Source organism: Microcoleus sp. (assembly GCF_041354475.1).
Classification (GTDB): domain Bacteria; phylum Cyanobacteriota; class Cyanobacteriia; order Cyanobacteriales; family Microcoleaceae; genus Microcoleus.
Genome location: NZ_JBGJZU010000034.1, coordinates 12,801 through 31,071, shown reverse-complemented (window position 1 = coordinate 31,071; position 18,271 = coordinate 12,801). Strand labels below are relative to the sequence as shown.

Genomic DNA, 18,271 nt, shown 5'->3' with positions numbered 1-18,271 from the left:
GTTGGCAGTTGGCAGTTGGCAATTATCTCCCACTTTCCCGCTGTAATCTTCGGCTTAGGTTGTAAAATTTGATTGGAGTATTAATTGTATGATGGAATTGTTGGAAGAGAAAACGGAAACGGTTTTGCAGGTAGACAATATCAATATTTTTTACGGCGCTTTTCAAGCTGTAAAAAATGTTTCGATGGAGATTCCTAAAAATCGGATTACTGCTTTTATCGGACCGTCTGGGTGCGGAAAAAGTACAATTTTGCGATGTTTTAATCGTCTTAATGATTTGGTTAATGGTTTTCGCTTAAACGGTCAAATTTATTATCACGGTCAAAATCTATACGATCCTGATATTGATGCTGTGGAGGTGCGTCGCCGGATTGGGATGGTGTTTCAAAAGCCGAATCCTTTCCCGAAGTCGATTTATGACAATATTGCTTACGGTGCGAGGGTGAATAACTATAAGGGCGATATGGATGAGTTGGTGGAAAAGTCGCTGCGCCAAGCTTATCTTTGGGATGAGGTAAAAGATAAACTGAAGCAGAGTGGTTTTTCGCTTTCGGGTGGCCAGCAGCAGCGTTTGTGTATTGCTAGGGCGATCGCCATTAATCCTGATGTAGTATTAATGGATGAACCTTGCGCTTCTCTCGATCCGATTTCTACGATCAAAATTGAGGAGTTGATGCGGGAACTCAAAGAGCAGTATACCATTGTGATTGTGACTCACAATATGCAGCAGGCTTCTCGTGTTTCTGACTTGACTGCTTTTTTCAATGCTAAACTTTCTGATGATGGCAAACGCTTTGGCTATCTGGTGGAGTGCGACAGGACTGAGGTGATTTTCCAAAATCCCAAGGAAGTTTCTACGATGGAATATGTCAGCGGTCGTTTTGGCTGATTTACTGTGACTTTGAAGGGCTGTTAAAACCAATTAGTTAGATTGGGAAATTTTCACCGCAGATATCAGCAGATAAACACAGATGCACCCAATGAGATTTGATCTGTGTTTATCATTTTACCAAAAATGCAAACAAACCAACAACTTTTTCTACCAACAATGGGCTGTGGCACTTGGGCCTGGGGCAACAGATTGCTCTGGGATTATGATGAAAGTATGGATTCCCAATTGCAAGCCGTTTTCAATCTTTGTGTGAGTAATGGTGTCACTTTATTTGATACTGGTGATTCCTATGGAACTGGGAAATTAAATGGACGTAGCGAGATGCTTTTAGGGCAGTTTTCTCAAGCCTATCAAGGTGTAAATCAAGATAGTATTTGTATTGCGACTAAACTGGCTGCTTATCCTTGGAGATTGACGCGACAATCTATGATATCGGCTGGTAAAGCCTCAGCTTCTCGCCTGGGGAAAAATGTCGATTTGGTGCAAATGCACTGGTCTACAGCTAATTATGCTCCTTGGCAAGAAGGCGCTCTGTTAGATGGTTTGGCTGACCTTTACGAGCAAGGCTTGGTGAAGGGAGTAGGTCTGTCTAATTATGGGCCTAAACGCTTAAAATGGGTATATGAAAGATTTCGCGATCGCCAAATTCCAATTATTACATTACAAGTGCAATATTCGCTACTTTCTACCTATCCAGTTACGGAACTTGGTCTCAAAGAAGTGTGCGACGAACTGGGGATAAAATTAATTGCTTACAGTCCTTTAGCCTTGGGATTATTGACGGGGAAATATTCGGAAAAGGGTCCCATTCCTAAAGGTATCCGAGGTTTGGCGTGTAAACAGATATTGCCGGGAATGCGATCGCTTTTGGAGTGTTTGCGAGAAATAGCGACATCCAGAAACAAGACTATTTCTCAGGTGGCGATTAACTGGTGTATTAGTAAAGAAACTATTCCGATTCCGGGGGCGAAATCGGCGGCCCAGGCGGCAGAGAATATTGGTGCTTTAGGCTGGAAATTAGACTCTGGCGAGATGGCAGAATTGGATAAAGTGGCGGCAAAGTTAGATAAAAAGATGGTGCAGAATATATTTCAAACTAAATAATAATATCAAATTTGAGTTAAATGCCACTTTTGTTTCTTAGTCTGCGGAGGCAGACTTTGTTTGTGTAGTAGCGGTTTCAACCGCCGAATTATATAAAATCTTCTCTTCATCGGAATTATTAAACTCTCTCTTCTCTTCCTTCGCGTCCTTCGCGCCTTCGCGGTTAAATCATTCCGATACTGCTTTATAGCGATGGTTTAAGAGGATGGACACGATGGGTACTCCTGGCTAGGGGTGGCGTAAGGATGGAGGTCTAAGATTGGTAATCAGAGAAGGCATGAAAAAGTTACAGAATGGGCAGATAGAGTATCACGGAAAAAAGCCATTGCGCTTTTAGCTTGAAACCGACAAGTCTGAATCACAGATAACAAATCAGCAGTTTGTTCAAACCGAAACATGGAGCGGGAACCGCTAATCTCTAACACAAAACTTTTCCACGCACCGGACAAACATTTCTACACCAATCCCTAAAGCAGTTTCATCAAAATCAAATCGCGGGTGATGATGGGGGTAGGCTAAATTTTTCTCCTGATTGGCTGAACCTAAAAAGAAATAGCAACCGGGGACTTCTTGCAAAAAGAAGGACATATCTTCACCGCCCATTGTTTGACATTCTGGCACGATTCCGGCTGGAGTTTCTACCACGGTTTCTGCTACGCTACGCACCAATTCAGCCATGTTGGTATCGTTGATGACCGGTGGGTAAAGCCAATAATAATCGAATTGATAATTTGCTCCGTGGCTGTGACAAATTCCGGCAATTATTTGTTCGATTCGATTGTTAAAATAACCTTGATATGCTGGATTGAAATAGCGGACGGTGCCTCCGATTTTAGCGGTATCGGCAATGACATTGTGGGTTTGGCCTGCGTGGAATTTGCCGACGGTGACTACTGCGGAGTCGATCGGATCGATATTCCGGGCTACAATTGCCTGCAAAGCGTTGACTATTTGGGCTGCAACTACGATCGCATCTACAGTCTGATGGGGCATCGCACCGTGTCCACCTTTGCCCAAAATTGTACAATCAAAAATTTCCACGGCGGCCATCAGCGGGCCACTACGCACGCCTACAGTGCCTAAAGGCAGATTATTCCACAAATGCAAGCCGACGATCGCATCAACGTCAGGATGCTTTAAAACTCCAGCTTCAATCATGGGCTTTGCGCCGCCTGGACCTTCTTCGGCGGGCTGGAAGATGATTTTTACAGTGCCGCAAAAGCTGTGTTTGTGCTGGGCGAGATAACAGGCTGTACCGAGGGCGATCGCCGTGTGTCCGTCATGGCCACAAGCGTGCATAATCCCGTTATGTTGCGATCGATAATCAACCTGATTTTCCTCTTGAATTGGCAAAGCATCCATATCAGCCCGAATTGCCAAAACAGGCCCTGGTTTGCCACTGTCTATAGTAGCGACAATCCCCGTTTTAGCAATAGCAGTTTGATGCTCAATGCCCCATTCCTGCAACTTTTGGGAAACAAAATCCGCGGTTAAGTTCTCCTCAAAACTCAACTCAGGTTTTTGGTGCAAACGGCGACGCCATTCCACTAATTGAGGCTGTAAATTTCTAATTTCCAGCCTCAAGTTCGATAAATCGACAGAAGTTAAATTCGGTAAAGTATAAATCATGTTATTGGTTACTTCTTACTTGTTATTTTCCTACTTATTTTAATCTTTACCTGCTCTAGATGCCAAGCTATTAAATAATTTGTAAAACTCTCTCTTTTCCTTCTTAGCACTCTCTGCGCTCTCTGCGCTCTCTGCGGTTAAAATAAAATCTTAGTCTTTAATGAACCACAGAGGGCACAGAGTACGCAGAGAAAGAGAATATTGAAAAAGAGAGGTGTTTACAAGACGGTTATTTAGCAATCTGAGGAATTAAATTTACCCCAGGTAATAATCGTTCTAAATCTAATTCTGACGCTGCTTTAGCTAGTTTAGTCAGGTCATTGGGGTCATCTAAATGTGGCAAAGTACCCAAAACACGTATTTGAGTAAGTGACTCAATTAAGTAGATCGGAGCCCAATCGGCAATTTCTTGCTCGGAAGCAGGTTGAACGCAGTTCAGGACAATACCTTTGAGTTTAAAGCCGCTTTGTCTGGCAAGGGCAACATTAGCTACAGCTTGCCCGATCGCCCCCAACCTGACCGGTACCACCAATACCCCCCTGAGCCGCCAATCCCTCGCCAGATCCGCCACCGTCAGTTCCCGCGTTACAGGGGAACCGAGCCCTCCCAAAGCTTCCACCAACACAAAATCTTTGCGCTGCTGGAGGCTTTGTAGCGTCGTCCACACCTTTTCTAGTTCAATAGGTCTCCCCTCCCGTTCGGCGGCGATTGGAGGTGCTAGAGGCGCATCAAAGTGCAGTGGATTGAGTTCTTGGGGGGATTGGTCGAGGTGAAATAAACGGGTGTAGTGTTCGCGATCGCCTGTTCCCGTTTGCAACAGCTTGGTAATTCCCAAAGTGCGATCGGCAAAATAGGTTTGCCAATAAGCAGCCAGAGCACTCGTTAAAACCGTTTTGCCCGCGTCGGTATCAGTTCCAGTAATTAGCAGGGAGTTCATGGATAGCTAATAGGTAAGGGGTAATTTTTCTTAAACTGAGTATAGTAAGTCGCAATCAAAGTAACTGAAAATTTACCTTGGCAACAGCCATCGATCTGCTACCAAATATTATCAATTACAGAGCAGGCGATGGTTGAGGTGGATTTTCGGCGGGTGCGGGTGCGGGTTCCGGCGACGGTGCGGGTTCGGGTGCTGGCGCGGGTGCGGGTACTGGCGAGGGCGACGGCGCGGGTGTGGGTGCTGGTGCTGGCGACGGCGAAGGTGCTGGCGACGGCGAAGGTGCGGGAGTTGGTTTTGGTGTGGGAGTTGGTTTTGGTGTGGGAGTTGGTGCGGGAGTTGGTTTTGGTGTGGGAGTTGGGGCTGGTGTCGGATCGGGGACGGGCTCTGGTGTTGGGGCTGGTGTCGGATCGGGCACAGGCTCTGGTGTTGGGGCTGGTGTCGGATCGGGTACTGGTTCTGGTGTCGGATCGGGCACTGGATCTGGTGCTGGTGCAGGCACGGGATCGGGTACTGGTGCGGGCACGGGATCGGGTACTGGTGACGGTTCCGGGGTTGGTGTGGGAGTTACTCTGGGTGTGGGAGATGGTAGGAGTGGTGTTTCTGTGTTCACCTCCGTTGGAGTCGGCTGCGGGCGCTGATTGTTGAGGAATGAACCTACTAAGGCCCAGGAACCGAAGCCGGTCAAGATGACTAAACCTGCACCGATGCCGATCGCCGCCATGGGATTGTCCCAAATAGAGCTGGTGGCGGGATCGATGACTGGATGGGGCTGGTTTTGGGGGTGGGAACTTTGGCCGATCGGATCTGGCCGTCTACCCACGGCTACTGTGGCTACTTGGGAGACATTGGACGATGCCGGTGGCCCAGTGGGGGCTACGGTTTGGGGGTTAGCGTAGGGATTTATTTGTCCGTCTAGTGCTTGGGCGACTTCGCTGACTGATTGATAGCGATCGGCTGGAGTGCGACTCAACATCCGATTTAAGACTAAAGCTAAAGCCGTACTCACCTGCACTCGCTGCTGCCAATTCCACAGCAGGGTGGTTTGATCGAGTAATTCCTGGGGTTCTTTCCCTGTCAGCAGCACGATCGCCGTTACTGCTAAAGCGTAGAGGTCGCTGCTAGCTGTGGCTCGCCCGCTTTGCAACTGTTCCAAGGGTGCGTAGCCGATTTTACCGACTGTGGTGGCGTGGGCTGTGCCTTCGGGAGACTGCACTTTGGTGGCGAGTTCTTTCACTACTCCAAAGTCAATCAGTACGGGCATTTTGTCGTTTTCGCGGAGAATAATGTTTTCTGGCGAGATGTCCCGGTGAATGATGCCGCGGGCGTGGATGTGAGCTAGCACTGGCAGCATTTGCCGGATAAATACCAGCACTTCGGTTTCCAAGAAGGTGCGGCCACGGTCAATGCGATCGAGCAGTAGTTCCCGGTATGTTTTCCCTTCCACGTAATCCTGCACCAAAAATAAACGCTGATTCTCCTCAAATATTGCCCGAAACTGAGGAATTTGGGGGTGTTGAATTTGATAAAGAATGGCTGCTTCTCTTTGAAATAATTCCTTGGATTTTTCCAGCACGTAGGCACCGCTTTGGGCTGGAATAAATTCCTTCAGGGCGCAATGTTCTTGAAATCGCCCCAAGTCTTCTACTAAATAAGTGCGGCCAAATCCTCCTTGACCTAAAATCTTCAGTAAGCGGTAGCGGCTTTGTAGGAGAGTTCCAATAGCAATAGGTGGCTGCATAAATTTAAGTAGACAATGTTTAAAAATAGACGATCGCGGACAGACTTAGACTGTTATGTGTTTAAGCCTCCACAGCATACTTCACCGTCTCTAGCTGAGAGTCCTGATCGAAGTTAGCATTTTACATTTTTTTGTACAACTTTCAAAAACCGGGTTTTTTTTGCAGATTTAAACAGGGACAACCACGGGGGGTTTGCCCCTGCATTCTGACTGCTGACTAAGGACTGCTGACTTAAGGACTAAGCTTCGCTTTCACCATGTCTTGAATTTTCTTGCCGTCTGCTTTGCCTTTAAGCTGCTGCATGGCTGCTCCCATCACCTTGCCCATATCTTTGGCAGAAGTAGCGCCCGCCGTGGCAATAACTGCATCAATAACTTCACTGATATCTTCGTCTGACATCTGAGGTGGCAAATACTCTTCCACAATTGCCAACTCCGCTTCCTCTTGTGCGACTAAATCTTCGCGGCCGCCTTTGCGGTATTGTTCGATCGAATCTCGGCGCTGTTTTGCTATTTGCATTAAAATCTCCATCTCTTGAGCTTCAGTCAAGGTGTCTTGCCCGGAGGGACGGAGGCTGACTTCTTTTTCGAGAATAAATTTCTTGATGCCACGTACTGTTTCCAAGCGAACTTTGTCCTTGGATTTCATAGCGGCTTTGATTTCTGCGTCAATGCGTTCTCTTAAGCTCATGGATTTTCACCTTTTTTTGCCCGATATCAAAAATCAGGAGTCTGCTTCAAATTCTTAACTTTTTTTGCGGTTTTTTGCAAGTTTATTCCGTTTCCATCGATCGCAGGCTCGATCGTACCGGAGTTTCAGCTACCATACATAGCTAGCCTAAATCATTTATACCGATCAAAAAAAACCCGTTTCTGGGGGTAAAGTGGTGATACCACTCAATTAGGGTTGCTATATTTATAGTTTCCGATGGTAAGATAGCGGTAAAATAAACGTCTTGCAAGAGGCCTGCTGTGATCCGTTCTGCTACTTTACCGCTTCCGCTTCCCGAGCCTCCCATTTCCTCTCACGATCGTCTCCGGTTGTTTTCCGGTTCTGCTAATGTTCCCCTCGCTCAAGAGGTGGCTCGCTATCTGGGGATTGATTTGGGGCCTATGGTTCGCAAGCGGTTCGCTGATGGGGAACTCTATGTTCAAATTCAGGAATCGATTCGAGGTTGCGATGTTTACTTGATTCAGCCAACTAGCTGTCCGGTGAACGATCGCCTCATGGAATTATTAATTATGATCGATGCTTGTCGCCGCGCTTCGGCCAGACAAGTCACTGCCGTGATTCCTTACTATGGGTATGCTAGAGCCGATCGCAAAACCGCAGGAAGAGAGTCAATTACCGCGAAATTGGTCGCTAATTTGATTACAGAAGCTGGGGCTGGCCGCATTTTGGCAATGGATTTACACTCAGCTCAAATTCAAGGTTATTTTGACATTCCTTTCGATCATGTTTACGGCTCTCCCATACTCCTAGATTACCTCAAGAGCAAACAGTTGACAGATATTGTTGTGGTGTCGCCGGATGTGGGCGGAGTCGCTAGGGCCAGGGCTTTTGCCAAAAAACTCAATGACGCACCACTGGCAATTATTGACAAGCGCCGTCAAGCTCACAATGTGGCGGAAGTGATGAATGTGATCGGGGATGTTCGAGGCAAAACAGCCGTGTTGGTGGACGATATGATCGATACTGCTGGCACGATTTGTGAGGGGGCGAGGCTGTTGCGTCGCGAGGGTGCAAGACAGGTTTATGCTTGTGCTACTCATGCGGTGTTTTCACCTCCGGCGATCGAGCGTTTGTCCAGTGGAGTTTTGGAAGAGGTGATTGTTACCAATACAATTCCTGTACCAGAAGAGAAGCAGTTCGAGCAGTTAACTGTGCTTTCGGTGGCGAATTTGCTGGGAGAAACTATTTGGCGGATTCACGAAGATAGTTCTGTCAGCAGTATGTTCCGGTAGAGGCAAAAATTATTTTTTCACTGTACATAATCTGGTGCGTTAACTCAATTTAGCGCGCCAGTTTTTTATATCGGAATGATTTAACCGCGAAGGCGCTAAGGACGCGAAGGAAGAGAAGAGAGAGTTTAATACAGGACGATGAAGAGAGGATTTGATATCAGGAACAACAAATGGTAAAATTCTATCTCAATATCTTGTTGTCTGAAAGACGCTAATTTTTTAATTAGACTTCTCCTAAAAAGCCAAGGTTTGAACAGGCTTTCTGGTCTGTTCCCCAACAATTATGGGAGATGTCTATTTGAGAAAGGTTGAATTAAAGTAAGGGGAAAATCAAGAAACATGATCAAACTTTCACTGCGACGTACAGCAGCCGCCCTGGCTAGTTCCGCACTTTTAACCATCGGGGCGATCGGTTCCGCCCTAGCATTTACTTTTGACCAAACAGAAATTAATCAAGACCGAGTGATTGCTATTGCTCAACCCCGTGGTTTTGGTGGCTACCAATTACTAATTGTGGAACAGGTATCTGACAAGCGAGCGTGCTGGAGCGAAAGTGGCTCTAATCCCGTGCAAGTCGATCCGCTATTGATCTCCTTTGATTTTACCGGTATTTGCGGTCGTGCTACTGACAGTAACGGTTTTTCTATTCGCATGGCCGGCACTGACTTAGCATTAAAATACACCCTGGATTTACAGCAAGTCAACGGTGATGTTTTACTCATGGGAACTCCCATCGATCTCAAAGGTGAACCTGTGATTATCGGTAGAACCAATGGTGATGCTAAGGGCTTTATGAAAATTATTCTAGATCCAGCTTGGCGCTTGACCAAAAGATCTTATCAAGGCAAAATATTAGGTCACTTTTATTTCACTAGCAATCAAGCTGCACCGGGGGATATAGGCGGAAACACTGGCGGAAACACTGGCGGAAACACTGGCGGAAATACTGGCGGAAATACTGGCGGAAACACTGGCGGAAACACTGGCGGAAATACTGGCGGAAATACTGGTACTCCTACCTTTAAAGATATTAGCAACGATATCTACTCTGCCGAAATTAAAGAAGCTGTCAGCCTTGGGTTTGTCGCTGGATTTTCTCAAGATAATACTTTTCGACCGCAAGTCGCTGTCACTAGAGAGGAATTAGTATCTTTAGTATTAGAAGGTTTGAAAGGAATACCAGGGGCTAACATCAAATTTCCTACCAGTATTTCTTTGCGTCCCTATAGCGACGTTGATACTTCCCGTTGGAGTGCAGCTAAAGTTCAATTTGCGCGGGACAATAACATAGTCAGCGGCTATAAAGATGGAACTTTTAAACCTACCCAACCAGTCACTCGTGCTGAATTGATGGCTGTCCTCCGTCGTTCCGCAGAATTTGGTTTGTCGGCGCGGGGAATGAAGCCAGATTTAATTCCAAAACAGCAGGCTAAAAATTTTTCTGATACTCAAAATCATTGGGCGGCGGCAATTATTAATCAAATGTCTGCCTATTGTTCAGTTGCTTCGTCTCTGAATGAAATTGGAAATCGGTTTGCTCCCGATGATTCTGCAAAACGGAATTATGCAGCGGCGGCTACTTTGCGGATGTTGAAATGTGTTAAAGCTCAGTAGCAGCAAAGCACAGTTTTAAGTTCGGAGTCGAGCGGGACTAAAATCCTTACTACAAATAGGTTTGTAGTGAGGATTTTCTTCCTCAAATTACTTTTTTCTTGACTCAGTTTTATTGGGTTTTTGCTTAGATGCTTGTTTCTTTTTTTGGGGAGTGTCGATTATTTCGGCTTCTTGAACCACAACATTTTCAGTAGCTTTGCAGAAGTCATTTAAGGATATTTTTGCTTGAGTTTGGAGTTCGTTGAGTAAGTTTGATGCTGTTTCTAATATTTGTTTTCCCTGTCGTACTTGGATGGTAGTTTGATTTTCGATCGCATCAAACAACACAAAAATAGATATGCTTTGCCAAATATTTAAATCGTCGCCAACTACATCACACTTTGTGACAAGTTTGCCGTCGGCTGGGATGTGAATTCCTAAGCCAGAATCTTGAATTAATGGCTGGATTTCTGTTATACTTAAATTTGCAATGTCAGAAATTTGATGTTCTAGTAATATTAAATCTGCTAAATCTGGTAAGTCGATAGTTTCTGTCCGTAGAGAGTCGAAATTAAAGGTAAGAGTTTGATTTAATGGATCGGAAATGGCATAAATTGATTGAATTTGCGACTTACTAACAGCACCTAAATCGCAAAAATCTCTTCCTCCCGGTGCGATCGCAATTTTGTCCATTCCAGACACCTCCAAGATGTCCAAACTCACCAAAGTCGTTGCCGTAGTCTTCACGAAAACCTCGTCTAAGCCCAGCAAATCAGCCAATTCTTTCAAGGTGGGCGGAGGTTCAAACTCGATACAAGCCCGCAGAATAAACTCTTCGAGTACATTAAATTCGCGAGGTTCGCTAATAGTCACCTCTAAAGGTGTCTGTCGTTTTGCACAGCGGAATTGACGCGCCGCCAAAACTGACAAACCCGGATTTTGTTGCTCAATTTGTGCCACTAGGGAACTTAAGTTAGAGTCAATGGGTTTAGTTGAGGAAGCTAGAGACATCTAGAAAACCTCCACAGTAACGCACCGTTTTTGAAACTTCCTGATACATTTTGCCGACAGTACCTGTTTGTTGGGTAAATAAATCGTGGCAGCCAACAACTACCAACAATTCTTGAGCGCGGGAAAATGCCACATTCACCCGTTCGGGTTCCTTGGCAAATCCAATATCTCCCCTATTATTATTGCACACTGTGCTGACAATAATCACAGGTCGCTCCATGCCTTGAAATATGTCCACAGTCCCAGTACGGATACTCAGAGATGGAAATCTTTCCGGTTCAATTCTATCTTGAATTAACCTTAACTGAGCGCCGTAAAAAGTAATGATTCCGATTTCTTTAGGCGGTTCACCATCGGCAATTTTTGACTGCCAAGCTATTTCCATTTCCTCGCACAAACGTTCAATGGCATCTACTTCTTTGATATTCAAGCGGGAAGTGCCATTCTTTTCTTCTTCAAAACCTGGTCCAATTGGTGTTTTCACCCACAGGATGTGATTAGTGTCTTGAAGGATTTTACCCGCCAGGTTGTGGGCGCGTCTGGTGTCTGGTTCGGCAATGCCACAGTTGAGTTTTTGGTCATAAAATTGATTGATTGCTCCCATAATCTGCGGGTGCATTCGGTATTGAGTTGTCAGCATTTGTTTGATGCTGTCGTTGGCATTTTCAAACAACGTTTTGAATAGGGATTCTTTGATGAAACTTAGTTCGTCTCCGCTACAGCCAATTTCTTCGGCAATATCAGCGATGGTATTGCGATCGAACATTGGCGGTAACTGCCTGTGATCGCCTACTAATACTAATTTTTTGCCTTTCAAAGCGGGAATCAATAATTCTGGGGGCGTACATTTACTAACTTCGTCAATGATGACTGCATCAAAGCTGGGGAAGTTTTTGCTGAAGTCGAAACTGGCTGCTTGTACGCAAGTAATGCCAATAACATTGGCATTGTCTATATAAATTTGCTTTAAATCACTTTGGTCTTTTTCCGAAGGATTGTGGAGTTTTTTGATCCAGTCTTTTACAAAATATTGAGAGCGATTTAGTTCTGTTTCATCTCGTTCTAATTCTTGTTTCCATTTAGTTAATTGTCGTTTTATTCTCCGTAAAAATTCCACCGTGAATAGTCCCGTACTGTTCACTTCTAGCTTGTATTTATCTGGGAAATTTTGCCATGCGGACTCCCACCAAGTTCTGTCCATAATTAATGCGGGTGTTGGCTGCTGCTGTTGGAGTTGTTCTAGAACTTCGCTCAATTCTGTTTGGAGTTCTTGGAGTTGCTGTAACCCTTTGTTGGATGCTAGTTGCAGCGGCAATAAATGGTCTTTGAGACTGTTTTTAATGAGCTGCAAGATACCAAAAGGATCGAGGGCTGTTATGTAGTTTTCTAGCTGAGAAGTAATTTCTTTCCAAGCCTCAAATTGTCGAATAAATTGTTGTGGTTGTTCCCAGATATTAGATGTGCGGGTAAGATATTGTTCGGCTAAGGTTTGCATTTTTTCGGGGAGGTTTGGCTGGGCGACAATTGCTTGCAAGAGATTAGTTGCTGTGTTAATTTTTAAATTGGTTGCTTGTTGTGCTGTTTCTAGCTGAAGTTGAAGGGCGGATATTTCTGGCTGATTTAAGCTGAAATTTAGTCGCTCTAATAGCTGTTGCTGTTTTTGTAGTTGCTGTTCGGTTTCTGTTTTGAGGGGAACCACACATTGGCGTGCATTTTCGAGGATGGTGTGCAGCAATTCTTTGGCGAGGCGATCGAGGGTTGTCTGGATGTTATGTGGCTGTAAAGATGCGCTGTAAATTTTTTGAATATTGGCGAAGAAAGTGCTGGCTGTTTCTATGATAAATTGGCGTTGACTTCGGCTGAATTGGGAATAGTTATCAAAGTCTTTGGCTAGTTGTTGCCATTGGGTCCGATCGCCCGCAGAGAGTACGATCGGCGTTTGGCTCAAATTTAGATGCAAAAACTCACTAAATCGCAATTGTTGACCTTGAAGGTCCTTAAAACCCCCGCTGGCTTCATGGGAAATCGCCTTTTGTAGTCTGTCTAAATCGGGCAAACTAACTTTCCATTTGGCGGGGACGATCGCCAATTTGAGCGATCGGGCAATTTTCAGCAATCCCCCAGGCAATTCTACCATGTCATCGGTCAGCAGCGCCCCTGTTTCCCAGCAAGATTTGACAACGGCATCCAGTCGAGTATCCGCAGTCTGAATCCACTCTGCAACGGCGACAACAACGGTGGCAATTTCTGCTTTTCGTAGTTCCAAATTCTGGATTTTCTGCTGTAAATTTTGGCGATTTGTGTGATTTTGGCGATCGCCCAATTGTAGCTGACTCAAAGCATCAGAAATCTGTCGCGACACCCGCAGCGAATCAGCAACTGCTGACATAGCATTACACACATCATCAGCACAATCAAAGGCTGTTTGAAATTCTGCTATTTGTGGCGCTACAGTTTCTCGCAACCAAACCGCAATCCCAAAAGCACCACAAGCTGGCCTAACAAAGCCGATTTGAGTAGCCTGATTAGCTGCTATCCGCACATTCCCCATAAAATTTTCGACTAAAACATTACCTTCTGAATAAGGTTTAAGTCTAGGCATAAATTCGGTTATTTCAGGAGATTCCCAATCCACTTTTGGTGAATCTAGGAGTTGTTCTAAAGCCACAAATAAAGCTTCAATTTCTTGTTTTTCTGCTAAACTTTCCTGATATGCTGTTTCTTGAAGATTGCAGTTAGCCTCAAGATTTACCTTGGCACTGTGCAGGTGTTTTTGTTGACTATAAAAATCTAATTCCGCTGCAAAGTAATCAGGAAATCTTTCATACTCTGTTAATAACTTTCGCAAATAAGTGACATTTTGCTGGCGATATAATAATTTTTGTTCGCAGTCAGTCGCTGTATTTTGTAGCCAAGTGCCGATCGCATTTTCTTCCAAAAACGGCTGTCCTTCTTCCTGCACCTTATGAGCTTTTCCCTTGCGCAACGCCCGAATCGCCGGATTGTGAACCAAGCGACTCAAAGCATTATCTACAGCTAAATTGGCCTGAGAAGCAATCAAGGTTTTGCCACCTTGACGGGCAATTTGATAGCAAATCTCGGCAATCACCGTAGTTTTTCCAGTTCCCGGAGGTCCTTGAATCAGAATTAAATCTCGTGCAGCCAGCACTGTTTCTACCGCAGAAATTTGGTCAGCATTGGCATTAGGATTTAATAAATTTTCCCGTTCTAATTGAATAGTTTTTTGTGGCAACCTTGCTTGGGAAGCGTCGAACAAAAAATCGCTCAAATAGGGATTTTGAGCCCGGCCATCTGCCAACATTTTCAAAGCTTGTTCTTTGCGTTTAATCTGAGTGATATCGCCAGCAGCCTCAAAATACAAAAATCCTTGTTTAGGTAATAAATATCGATCGCCAGCCATGCGCACAGCTAAATCTGGGTCTAATTTGATGCGTAATTTGCTATGCTCAAAGTCAATTTCGGCGATCGAACCTAAAGTTTCTCCATCTCGGCTGCTTCTGGTTCCCGGCGCAGAATCAAACAGGGTAATTTCTTCATGGCGGGCATTTTTTAGCCTTTCTCGAAAGTCGCCCAATTCTAAACAATTTTCTTCATAGCCATCTAAAGTTGCGGAACTAGAATCAATTTCTAAAGTGATGATTTTGAGCGTCGAACCGTAATTATGACCTCGGAAAGGGACGCAAAATTGACGAGCTTCCGCAATCCGTTTTTCAACTTTTAGGAAACTGTGCCAAACTTTTAGTTGTTCCTCGGTTGGTATGTGTCTATCTTCCCAAAATGGCAGTTGTTGTACGCGGGCGATCGACTTGCGAGGCACCCCGGCTTTACTATTACCTAAAAGTCGCAATTTCTGGGGCAAAACATAACCGTCTTTCTTACCTCTTAGCTGATTTACTAAACCAGCATCCAATAACTTGAGGCCACCAATGCCATCTTCGCAGCGTACAGTTGCTAATAAGCGTAAAGTGCAGTCTCTTTTTTGCAACAATTCTGGGAATTCAAAATCATCTCGATCCGTAGCAACGATAAATTCCCAAATTTCTTCTTCCGAAAATCTCTGATTTACCTGTTGGCGGCGCAGATAGAAAATATTGTGAGATTTACCGGCAATCTCTGACATCAGAATTTCCGCACGCTCTTTGCATTCCCAATCGCAATATTTTGCTAAAGCTGCTTCCCCTTCAACATCGCGAATAAATTTATTAATCGCCCGATTCCCAGTAAATTTGTATCCCCAATCTTCTGTGACTAAAGATGGCATCTTTATTTTCTATGATTGTTTGTCGCCTCGATAAATATAACGTTAGCACGATCGGAACTTGTGCGGGTCTACCCACCAGGTGTCTACCAAATCCCAGGGTTGTGCAGTGTAATACCGTCAGGGAAGGTCTGAATGTGAAAACTGGTTCCGAGGGAGAACCTAGGAACCAATTAAAAATGGAGATTTAAAAGGGCGAACGATGGGACTTGAACCCACGAATGGTGGTACCACAAACCACTGCCTTAACCACTTGGCTACGCTCGCCGTGTTTTTTTCACTATAGTATCCCACCTTAGCACAGGTTTCTGGGTAAAGCAACCATATTTTGAAAAATTTTTCCCAAATTTGCGATCGCCCCAGCACCCATCCCATAGAAAGCGCCTCAAATCCATACACAGAAAGACCAAGGTGGCCGGCACTCTATCAAACAGTTGTTACCGCCTTTGCTGTGAGATTCACCAACTACTCAGTCCCAGTAGCACTCTGACTCGGCTAGAAGCAGCCCAGCGACAAACCAGAACACCAATAAAAACCAAACAATTAAAATAAGACTATAGCGCTTTCTGATTCTTATCCGTCGTCGAATCCCAAATCGCCAATCCCCATCCCCAATCAATATGAGCTACTGTGTCAACCCAGAATGTCGCCATCCTCAAAATTCTAGCACTGCCAAATTTTGCTTAAACTGCGGCTCTCACTTATTGCTCAGACAGCGATATCGCCCCATAGAACCCCTGGGGAAAGGTGGATTTGGCAAAACTTTTTTAGCACTGGATGAAGACTTGCCATCCCAACCCCGCTGTGCAGTCAAGCAATTTCAATTTTACGATCGCGATCCCGAAATTTTCCAGAAAGCCCTGGAACTATTTCGTCAAGAAGCTATTCGTTTGGATGAACTCGGCAATCATCCGCAAATTCCCAATTTGTTAGCCTGCTTTGAACAAGAAACCCAGATTTATTTAGTTCAAGAATTTATTGAAGGACTGACTCTCAAACAAGAATTAGACCAGAATATATATAGTGAAAATCAGATTTGGCAATTGTTGCAAGATTTATTGCCAGTGCTGCAATTTATCCACGAGCATCGCGTCATTCACCGCGACATCAAGCCCGAAAATATTATTCGCCGCCAGTCGGACAACAAACCGGTATTGATTGATTTCGGGATTGCGAAACTGCTGACGGATACCGCCTTACTTCGTCCCGCAACTTTAATCGGCAGCCAAGATTATTTAGCTCCCGAACAAATGCGGGGCAAAGTATTTCCGGCCAGCGACCTTTACAGTTTAGGTGTCACCTGCATTCGCATGATGACCCAAGTTCCTCCCTTGGATATGTATGATTGCCACACCGAGCGTTGGTGGTGGCGCGATTACCTCCCAAAAGGTACAACTATTAGCACGGAATTAGGTAAAATCTTAGATAAATTGTTGCAAACTCATCTCAATCAGCGATATAGTTTTGCTGTGGAAGTTTTGCAAGATATTCAGGCAATTTTGCCACTGACTATTCCTGAACTTAATTCGCAGCAACCTCAAATTATCCCTAATCTTAGTCATCGCGAAAATTCGCCTAATTTGAGTTTATCACAAACTCCTGAACCTGAGATATCAAAGACAAATGTAACTAATCCCCTAGAACATTCGCCTGGATTTCGCAATTTGAATTTACCCTTAAATTTAATTTCAGTCAAGGGAATTGATTATCATAAGTTGCAGGATTTTTTGTCAAGTAAAAAGTGGCAATCAGCGGATCGAGAAACTTGGGCGGTGATGTGTCAATCCCTCTCTTTGACGGCGGGAACTCAACTAGACGTGACCCAGATTTACCAGTTACCGTGCGAAGATTTGCAAATAGTCGATCGCCTGTGGGTACACTACAGTCAAGGTCAGTTTGGATTCAGTGTCCAAAAGCAAGTTTATGAAAGTGTTAAGGGAGATTATATCAGATTTTGCGATCGGGTAAACTGGCCAACCTACAACTCTGCTACTGCTTTTAGCCAGCTTAAATTTACCCAACAAGCACCCCAAGGACATCTGCCATCTCGTAGTTGGGTAGGCGGTGTTCAATGGCTGCGACACCTGGATGCCATCTCAACAAGATTAACCCAGTGCAGTAATATTTCTGCTAGATAGTAATTGGTTCTAAATATTAAGTAATTTTGATAATTTTTACTCTACCTCAAAGCAGAGAAATTACGCTGATTATATGTATCTCACGACCGAGGTTGTAGCCCATCGCCGATCGCACAATGGATGACGAAGGTGAACACAGCTAAAGTCTGAATTGCTCAGATTTTAACAACAGAACTCAGTGGAGAGATAGAGTTATGTTTTTTCATAAAAAACAATTGATGGCTGCGGTAAAGGTAGACGAAGCCAACCCTCGTTTTGCCCAACTACTACTAGAACAGTTTGGGGGAGCTACCGGAGAACTGACAGCAGCTCTGCAATACTGGGTGCAGTCCTTTCACTGTGAAGATCCACAGATTAAGGATATGCTACAAGATATTGCGCTCGAAGAATTCAGCCATTTAGAAATGGTTGGCAAACTCATCGAATCACACACCAAAAATGTTGACCAAACAGAAGCTTACAAAAGCACTTTGTTTGCTGTGCGAGGTGTAGGCCCGCATTTGTTGGACAGCCAAGGTCAAGCTTGGACAGGAGCTTATGTCAACGAAGGTGGCGATGTGGTGCGCGATTTACGTGCTAATATCGGTGCGGAAGCCGGAGCTCGCCAAACCTACGAAGCATTGATTAATCTGGCACCGGATGCGGGTACGAAAAAGACGCTGCACTTCTTGCTGACTCGCGAAATTTCTCACACTGAAATGTTTATGAAAGCTCTGGAATCTATGGGCAAACTTACCGATCCCATGTTTGGTAATATTCCGCCAGATTCCACTGTGGATCTGTTCTTTAACTTGTCTAGCGATGGCAAGGATCAACCCACTGCTTTGAATTCAGAACCCAATTTCAAGTATATCGCCGATCCTGCTCCTCAAGGTTAATTAGAAGATTTGGCAACTAGAATTGCATCAGAACCCCGACTTCTTAAAGAAGTCGGGGTTCTAGGTGTTCTGTTTGTTGAGTAGTTTCGGCTGGAAGATGTTATAGT

Annotated in this window: 12 protein-coding genes, 1 tRNA gene and 1 pseudogene; 6 read left to right on the top strand and 8 right to left on the bottom strand. The window is 44.7% G+C overall.

Going from position 1 to position 18,271, the window contains the following annotated elements; translation table 11 throughout:
* Positions 1 to 88 precede the first annotated feature (88 nt).
* A complete protein-coding gene (gene pstB / locus ACBR23_RS14545) occupies positions 89 to 889 on the top strand; it encodes a phosphate ABC transporter ATP-binding protein PstB (RefSeq protein ID WP_340522004.1) in 801 nt (266 codons plus the stop codon).
* A 126-nt stretch (positions 890 to 1,015) separates the two neighbouring features.
* Positions 1,016 to 1,996: an aldo/keto reductase gene (locus ACBR23_RS14540; protein WP_341738537.1), complete on the top strand. Its 981-nt coding sequence runs from the start codon at positions 1,016 to 1,018 to the stop codon at positions 1,994 to 1,996.
* Between the two features lie 228 nt (positions 1,997 to 2,224).
* Here the strand turns inward: ACBR23_RS14540 and ACBR23_RS14535 are convergent.
* The 5 genes and pseudogenes from ACBR23_RS14535 to ACBR23_RS14515 all read right to left on the bottom strand — a co-directional run.
* Positions 2,225 to 2,406: pseudogene (locus tag ACBR23_RS14535) on the bottom strand (hypothetical protein); the annotation flags it as partial.
* Position 2,407: 1 nt separating this feature from the next.
* Positions 2,408 to 3,625: a M20 family metallopeptidase gene (locus ACBR23_RS14530; RefSeq protein WP_341738539.1), complete on the bottom strand. Its 1,218-nt coding sequence runs from the start codon at positions 3,623 to 3,625 to the stop codon at positions 2,408 to 2,410.
* Between the two features lie 229 nt (positions 3,626 to 3,854).
* The gene (gene bioD, locus ACBR23_RS14525) at positions 3,855 to 4,562 is read right to left on the bottom strand and encodes a dethiobiotin synthase (RefSeq protein ID WP_341738540.1); all 708 of its coding nucleotides are present in this window, start codon (positions 4,560 to 4,562) and stop codon (positions 3,855 to 3,857) included.
* A gap of 115 nt (positions 4,563 to 4,677) precedes the next feature.
* Positions 4,678 to 6,300, bottom strand: coding sequence for a serine/threonine-protein kinase (locus tag ACBR23_RS14520; RefSeq protein WP_341738541.1), 1,623 nt, complete (start codon positions 6,298 to 6,300; stop codon positions 4,678 to 4,680).
* 232 nt (positions 6,301 to 6,532) lie between these two features.
* A complete protein-coding gene (locus tag ACBR23_RS14515) occupies positions 6,533 to 6,991 on the bottom strand; it encodes a GatB/YqeY domain-containing protein (protein WP_341738542.1) in 459 nt (152 codons plus the stop codon).
* A gap of 281 nt (positions 6,992 to 7,272) precedes the next feature.
* Between ACBR23_RS14515 and ACBR23_RS14510 the strand changes: the two genes are divergently transcribed.
* Together ACBR23_RS14510 and ACBR23_RS14505 are read left to right on the top strand one after the other, a co-directional pair.
* On the top strand, positions 7,273 to 8,265 hold the full coding sequence (locus ACBR23_RS14510; RefSeq protein WP_341738543.1) for a ribose-phosphate pyrophosphokinase: 993 nt from the start codon (positions 7,273 to 7,275) through the stop codon (positions 8,263 to 8,265).
* Positions 8,266 to 8,604: 339 nt separating this feature from the next.
* Positions 8,605 to 9,879, top strand: coding sequence for a DUF3747 domain-containing protein (locus tag ACBR23_RS14505; protein ID WP_371119773.1), 1,275 nt, complete (start codon positions 8,605 to 8,607; stop codon positions 9,877 to 9,879).
* An 87-nt stretch (positions 9,880 to 9,966) separates the two neighbouring features.
* Here the strand turns inward: ACBR23_RS14505 and ACBR23_RS14500 are convergent, their stop codons facing one another.
* From ACBR23_RS14500 to ACBR23_RS14490, 3 genes are all read right to left on the bottom strand, one after another.
* Positions 9,967 to 10,869 carry a hypothetical protein gene (locus tag ACBR23_RS14500; RefSeq protein ID WP_371119772.1) on the bottom strand — a complete coding sequence of 301 codons (903 nt, stop codon included), beginning with the start codon at positions 10,867 to 10,869 and terminating at the stop codon, positions 9,967 to 9,969.
* Complete coding sequence (locus ACBR23_RS14495; RefSeq protein ID WP_371119771.1) at positions 10,847 to 15,151, bottom strand: AAA domain-containing protein; 4,305 nt, start codon at positions 15,149 to 15,151, stop codon at positions 10,847 to 10,849. Before ACBR23_RS14495 ends, ACBR23_RS14500 begins: the two co-directional genes overlap by 23 nt.
* Positions 15,152 to 15,342: 191 nt before the next feature.
* Positions 15,343 to 15,415 (bottom strand) — tRNA-His (locus ACBR23_RS14490).
* Between the two features lie 353 nt (positions 15,416 to 15,768).
* Here ACBR23_RS14490 and ACBR23_RS14485 point away from each other — a divergent pair.
* Positions 15,769 to 17,286: a GUN4 domain-containing protein gene (locus tag ACBR23_RS14485; protein ID WP_371119770.1), complete on the top strand. Its 1,518-nt coding sequence runs from the start codon at positions 15,769 to 15,771 to the stop codon at positions 17,284 to 17,286.
* Between the two features lie 194 nt (positions 17,287 to 17,480).
* On the top strand, positions 17,481 to 18,164 hold the full coding sequence (locus ACBR23_RS14480; RefSeq protein WP_371116374.1) for a manganese catalase family protein: 684 nt from the start codon (positions 17,481 to 17,483) through the stop codon (positions 18,162 to 18,164).
* Positions 18,165 to 18,271: the final 107 nt, after the last annotated feature.